Here is a 6,641-nt window from a genome sequence, read left to right on the forward strand (position 1 = left end):
ATTACCAATATCGGATATTGAAGGCTTAGCGCTTACTACTCACAAATAACGAGGACAGGCACTTTAACTATCGATTGGCGATATTGTGACCAATATCGGATGTTGAAGGCTTAGCGCTCACCACTCACAAATAACGCAAATACCGAGGACTGGCACCTCAACTATATCGATTGGCGATACTATGACCAGTAACGGATATTGAAGGCTTAGCGCTTAGCGCTCACCACTCAAAAATAAAAAAATACCGAGGACAGGCACCTCAACTATCTATTGACGATATTATGACCGATGTTAGATATTGAACACATAGCGTCTACTACTCATAAATATCCAAGGACAAACACATGGACTATCTTATCGCTGTTACTTTATTTGCAATCGCGTCATCGGTCACACCCGGACCTAATAATATTATGGTAATGACATCGGGTGTAAATTTCGGTTTAAAAAGAAGCATCCCGCTGCTTAGCGGTATCTGTATTGGGTTTTCCGTGATGCTACTGCTGGCGGGGTTGGGCTTTGCTGCGCTATTTGAGCGATTCCCGGATCTGCATTTTATCCTCAAGTGTGTTGGGGTTGTATACCTGCTTTACCTCGCATACCTAATCGCTGTTTCACCTAGCGACGACAATAGTAACGACAACGTAAAGCCCTTTTCATTTATAAAGGGGGCGCTATTTCAATGGGTTAATGCAAAAGCATGGATTGTTGCGATTGGGGCTATCTCAACTTACACCTCAACTGACGCGGACTTCATGAGTCAAAACTTAATGATAACTTGTGTTTTTCTATTGGTGTCTTTCCCCTGTGTGGGGATTTGGCTGGTGTTTGGTTCATCCCTCAAACATGTGTTGCAAAATAAGCGAGCACGTAAGTGGTTTAATCTTATGATGGCAACTTTGCTGGTGCTTTCTGTTGTGCCAATTGTACTTGAAATTATTGCAGGGTAACTCACAACCCTGCAATAATTACACAGACAATATTACCTGCGAGCAATCACCCATACTGCATGTACGATTCCTGGGATATAACCCAATAGTGTCAGTAAGATATTTAACCAAAAGGCCCCGCCTAAACCGACTTGTAAGAATACACCAAGTGGCGGCAGCAGGATTGCAATAATGATCCTCAATAAATCCATAGTTATCTCCTATACGTTATTGACACTTTAGATTTGCAAACGTTATGCCAGCTCAAAAGCGCAAGAGTAATACACACTGTATTTACTCTTTAACAGTATAGGTGATCGCTACAGCAATGCTGAGCAGTGGGTAGGTTAATTTTAGTCTAATAACTGGACGGTCATATTGAGCGCTTTCGCTTTTTGCTTAAGCTTGGTTTACCCACGGGACGCTCTAGCTGTAGCTTTTCGCCAAAAAAGTAGTCGTACGCCAATACCGAAATAAAGTAGAAAAAACCAAACACACTGACATCAACAAGCAACTTACCAAAGTCAAAGGGGTCACTGGTTAAAAGGTAATCAAATCCCCATACATAGAAGACAACTTTTGTTAAAACAAGCGCGGGAAAGAATGAAATGATAAATTTCAAATTAATGTCCTTTTAATTTGGTTACAGTACTACTATGGGTAGAGTTTACCTACTTTCTTCTTAGATTGCACGTAATATACAATTTATTTCGATAGTTTACAAAGAGTTACCATCCAAGCAAAAGATTAGCTGAACGGAACGCTCAGCTAACACAGTTTAAAATGTAATAACCGTTGATACAGCCTCTTCGTTCGCGGTTTCAATTGACATTTTTAGCTCTCGGTTTTGCCAGTCAATATCAATCAAACCGTAATTACTGCCAGACTTGTTGATGAGATGGCGGTCGGAAGTGGTGAGTTTAGATATCTCTTTACTTATCTCTCCTACACGACCCGTTGGAATAGTCGCCCCAGCTGGCGCACAGTTCCCCCACTCACCTTCGACACCCTTTCGATTGCTATCTACCTCGGTATAGCACCAGGGTTTATCATTGTCTCGCGTAATACATCCTCGATAAGTCACCCCTGCATATTTAAAAGGTAACTGACAAGCTTTAGTGTAATTACCGTCTCCTTTGTTGTCTGCGAAGATTGGCAGTCTAAGTGGGTTTTCGATATGGTAGGGCCAGTTTTGACCAAAGCCAGAAGCCGTCACTTCATACACATTCACGGCTTGACCAAACTGGTTACTTGCTGGAATTGTTTTTTGCAGAAGCTCACCCCAATGCTGATCGCCCGATAGAAAAACAACGGCTTTGGTTTTACCATCATTAATGGACTTTTGTACCAGTCTTAATAAGCGCTCTCTCTGCGCGGGCATTTCAGCCCAGGATTCATAACTTGTGCCAGACATGTCGGTTTCTTGTAATGATGCAACTGCCTGATTAAATGCTTTTCCATCACCATAAGCGCAGTAGCTACTTTTGCTTCTACCTTGATGTAACGGCGGTAGCACCTGAATACCACTAGCAATGAGCTTAATCTCTGAAGGTTTTTGAAGTTCTTTTTCAAGCCATTCCCACTGGACCTCACCTAAAATGGTGCTGCTCTCCCCTTCACAGGTGCCATAGTTTGAAAATGTTGGAGAACGGAAGTAACGGGCATCTAGCGTGATCACATGAGTAGTCTCCCCAGCTCCCCCAAGCATTTTAGCTTCATAAATTCCCGCTTGGCCGTTCATTCTGGGATCGCTGCTATCCACATCGAAATGACGTAAATATTCTTTTTGCGAATTTTCTTTTTGAGGATAATGCTTACCCTCATTGTTCCAACCAAAATCATGATCGTCCCAGGTTGCCATCACAGGGATCTTAGCAGCTAAAAATTTACGGTATTCACTGCTGTTCTTTTTATCATCGTATTTTTGCCGCATCACCGCCATATCGGTGGTGTCCGCATAGATGTTATCACCGAGCCAAAGGAACAAGTCTGGCTGCTGACTAATGAGTTTTGCGAGCGCTTCTGGCATGTCGCCTTTTGTTTTGAAGCACGAACCTAAAGCGACTCTATCCAAACGTTTACTTTGCAAAGGCTGCGTGTGGCTCAGAAGTTCAGGATCAGCAGCGGGCTTACACTCTTCCCAACTGCCGTCTTCAACATAGCACCAAGGAGCGGTATGGTTTTTGGTTGTACAACCGTAAAATTGCTCCCCTTGATACTCAGAGGGCGTGTTACATGACTTGCCTGTCACCGTTTTAAATTCTGGAATTGTCTCTGTTCTAACATGCCCCCAGGTGGCTCCATCAATGCTTTGTTTTAGGTAGCACCACTGGGATCCAGAGTTATTTTTGTCCGTCGTACCTTGGTATTGCGCAGCTAAGTAGTTGAAACTCGTTTTGCAAGACTCATAGTGCACTTCAGGTTCAGCAACGACTACCCCAGTAAATAACACTAGGGCTGCTGGCGTGAGAGTATAAGTTTTCATTATTTCCTCGGTAATTAGTTATGGGCATCCTTGCTAGTTTTCCTTGCGGGGACGGAGTCTAATGAGGAAATGTTAAAATTTAGTTTTAATTTTATTTCAAATTCACATCTAACTGTTCAAGATCGAAATAATCATCACAACGCTCAAGGGAGTTGACTGATCAACCAATCTATAAACACTTGAATTCGTTTACGCTTGGGTGAGTGGGGGTCATACAAAACATAGCGTTGCCATACGACGGGATGAGGCGCATCGAACAGTTGAACGACTAGGCCAGCCTGTTGAAAGTCAAGGAATAATTCTTTAGACACTATCGCTACACCTTGCCCTTTAAGCGCCGCACTTAACGCCATATCATTAGATGACACTCGGGTGTGCGGCCCCTTTGCACAAATGCTTTGCCCACAAACCCCTTGAGACTCAAACCATTGCTCCCAACTGACTTTATCATCATCATGATGGATCAGGTTGCATCTGGCGAGATCTGAAACGGAATGAATTTGGAGCTTTTCTTTGTAGCTGGGTGAGCAGACTGGGTAATTTTTATCTTCACCTAAATATATTTGTTCTAACCCCGCAGGGCAGGATAAATGGGCTTTAGTTGAGAACCGAATAGCGATATCGATATGGTTTAGCCTAATGTCCTCAAGGTGATTGGAGCCCAATACACGGATCTGAATATCATCATGTGATTCATAAAATGAACATAGGTTTGGCATTAGCCATAATGAACAAAATGATTGAGTAGAAGTGATGGTTAAGCTACCAGCCAATTCTTGGGTTTGGATTTGATTGAGCCCATCAATGATCCGCTTAAAACCACTTTGAGTTGACATTAACAGCACCTCTCCAGCCTCGGTTAGGTGCATGTTTCTTCCTTTTCTAACAAAAAGTTTAACCGCCAGTGCGCTTTCTAATTGCCGCATTTGTTGGCTTACAGCTGCTTGAGTAATATTTAATTCACTTGCAGCCTGCGTATAGCTTTGTAATCGAGCTGCGCTCTCAAAACAACGAAGTGTACCCAAATACCTCAACCTTTGATCCATAAGCTCTACTTATATTAATTGTAAATAACTATCGTTGGTATCCTGCCATAATTTAACCCAAGATACAGTCATAAATTAACTCATACATTGTAGGAATGAATATGCGTTACCGTAAACCACGCCCCAAATCCACACTATTTGGATGGCTCAACTTAATCGGCAATTACTTGAAACTCGAACAGGCGGTCAAATATAAATAGCCAGATTACAAGTATGAATCAATCAACTATGCCAGCAAGAAACACAATTAATCACTTGATTTTAATTGAATATGTTGTGAACATCCTGAATAATAAATGAAAATGCCAACCATGAGTGATGCTCCAAATAAGCTGGTGCATCACTATTTCAGGAAGATTATGTATAGATCATTATTCGCTGTATTACTGATGTTGTCCTTTCACACGGTAGCAACAACAATAAAAGATACAGAACGTGACAGAGAGATTCCTATCAAACTCTATCAGCCAAAAAATACCAGTCATTGTACTACAAGTACTCCCTGTGCGGTCGCTATGTTAAGCGCAGGTTATGGGGTTCCCCATACTGACTACCAGTTTTTGGCTGCAACGCTAACTCAAGCTGGCTATTTGGTGATTGCAGTAGGGCATGAACTGCCCAGCGATCCACCGTTATCTGTGAAAGGTAACTTATATGAAACCCGAGCTGAAAACTGGCAACGCGGTGCAGACACTTTAGTATTTGTACGAGATCATTATAAATCTAAATTAGCTGGTTTTGACTTTGATAAAGTGCTCTTGATTGGTCACTCAAACGGCGGTGATATCTCAGCTTGGTTAATTAACCACGGTGCACAATTTGCCAATCATATTATTACACTTGATCACCGAAGAGTGCCATTACCTCTGAGCACCAAGGTTAACGTACTATCGATAAGAGCGAGCGACTTTGCTGCAGACCCAGGTGTTTTGCCAACGGAAGCACAACAACAATTTAATGCTTGTGTTGTTACAATCCCCAAAGCAAAACACAATGATATGTCGGACATAGGTCCAAACTGGTTAAAACAAAAAATAACAGGAATTTTAGAGTCACATTTAGCCGGTACAGCTTGCCATCAGATACGCACAAGCATTTAATAACCACAGCGCTATCCTAAGTTGTTGGATGGCGCCTTCGACTTTTTAAAATTGCGTTTACAATGAAATCATTTGGACAGCTGACTCAGCCATGTCGTTCAGGGTAAATTGCTGAGACGGTAAATTGCTGACACCCATCTTACTTTCTTACGACACGAGCGAGCACTGACACCCACCTCAACGTTTTTCAAATTTGCAAGCCTCTTAGATGTCGTCTACGCTCTAACTCTGAACTCAAAGGATTGAGGAAAAAGCGATGGCGACTGCCCGTAAAAAACTAATTAGTTTAACCGACACCAAATACTACCACTGTATCTCACGCTGCGTACGCCGAGCATTTTTGTGCGGTGAAGATGGGCTCACTGGCAAATCCTTCGAACATCGTCGCGGTTGGATTGAGGAACGAGCGAGCACTGACACCCACCTCAACTTTTTTCAAATTTGCAAGCCTCTTAGATGTCGTCTACGCTCTAACTCTGAACTCAAAGGATTGAGGAAAAAGCGATGGCGACTGCCCGTAAAAAACTGATTAGTTTAACCGACACCAAATACTACCACTGTATCTCACGCTGCGTACGCCGTGCATTTTTGTGCGGTGAAGATGCGCTTACTGGTAAATCCTTCGAACATCGTCGCGGTTGGATTGAGGAAAAGCTCCTAGCGCTAGGCGCTGTATTCTGTATTGATGTGTGTGGATATGCAGTGATGAGTAATCACTCTCACCTTGTTCTACATGTTGACGATGATGAGGCTAAGCGATTGTCTGACAAAGCCGTTGTGATACGGTGGCATGAATTGTTTAAAGGCAACGCCGTAACGCAAAAGTTTGCCAACGGCGAACCGCTGAGCGAGTCAGAGCATGTAATATTAGCCGAGCAAGTTGCCAAGTATCGCGAAAGATTGGCTGATATCAGCTGGTTTATGCGGGTTCTCAATGAGGATATCGCCCGTCGAGCAAATAAAGAAGATGGCTGTACAGGTCGCTTTTGGGAAGGTCGATTCAAATCTCAAGCACTCCTTGATGAAGCAGCTCTGGCCGCCTGCCTTGCCTATGTAGACCTAAACCCCATTCGAGCCAAAG

The 6,641-nt window shown here is 42.9% G+C and carries 6 protein-coding genes and 2 pseudogenes; 4 read left to right on the forward strand and 4 right to left on the reverse strand.

Going from position 1 to position 6,641, the window contains the following annotated elements; genetic code table 11:
• Positions 1-344 precede the first annotated feature (344 nt).
• On the forward strand, positions 345-950 hold the full coding sequence (locus CEX98_RS04090; protein ID WP_099640852.1) for a LysE family translocator: 606 nt from the start codon (positions 345-347) through the stop codon (positions 948-950).
• 32 nt (positions 951-982) lie between these two features.
• Here CEX98_RS04090 and CEX98_RS04095 read toward each other — a convergent pair whose 3' ends face one another.
• The 4 genes from CEX98_RS04095 to CEX98_RS04110 form a co-directional block, all read right to left on the reverse strand.
• Complete coding sequence (locus tag CEX98_RS04095) at positions 983-1,141, reverse strand: YqaE/Pmp3 family membrane protein (protein ID WP_010369885.1); 159 nt, start codon at positions 1,139-1,141, stop codon at positions 983-985.
• A 161-nt stretch (positions 1,142-1,302) separates the two neighbouring features.
• Entirely contained in the window at positions 1,303-1,551 is a 249-nt protein-coding gene (locus CEX98_RS04100) for a hypothetical protein (protein WP_099640853.1), read from the reverse strand.
• A 156-nt stretch (positions 1,552-1,707) separates the two neighbouring features.
• Positions 1,708-3,414, reverse strand: coding sequence for an alkaline phosphatase D family protein (locus tag CEX98_RS04105; protein WP_099640854.1), 1,707 nt, complete (start codon positions 3,412-3,414; stop codon positions 1,708-1,710).
• Between the two features lie 143 nt (positions 3,415-3,557).
• On the reverse strand, positions 3,558-4,460 hold the full coding sequence (locus CEX98_RS04110; RefSeq protein ID WP_099640855.1) for a LysR substrate-binding domain-containing protein: 903 nt from the start codon (positions 4,458-4,460) through the stop codon (positions 3,558-3,560).
• 359 nt (positions 4,461-4,819) lie between these two features.
• On the opposite strand from CEX98_RS04110, the gene CEX98_RS04115 reads away from it, so the two are divergent.
• From CEX98_RS04115 to CEX98_RS04125, 3 genes and pseudogenes are all read left to right on the forward strand, one after another.
• Entirely contained in the window at positions 4,820-5,560 is a 741-nt protein-coding gene (locus CEX98_RS04115) for an alpha/beta hydrolase (RefSeq protein ID WP_099640856.1), read from the forward strand.
• 256 nt (positions 5,561-5,816) lie between these two features.
• Positions 5,817-5,966: pseudogene (locus tag CEX98_RS04120) on the forward strand (transposase); the annotation flags it as partial.
• A gap of 98 nt (positions 5,967-6,064) precedes the next feature.
• Positions 6,065-6,641: pseudogene (locus CEX98_RS04125) on the forward strand (transposase); the annotation flags it as partial.

The sequence above is a fragment of the Pseudoalteromonas piscicida genome (assembly GCF_002744175.1).
Taxonomy (GTDB): Bacteria; Pseudomonadota; Gammaproteobacteria; order Enterobacterales; family Alteromonadaceae; genus Pseudoalteromonas; species Pseudoalteromonas piscicida_B.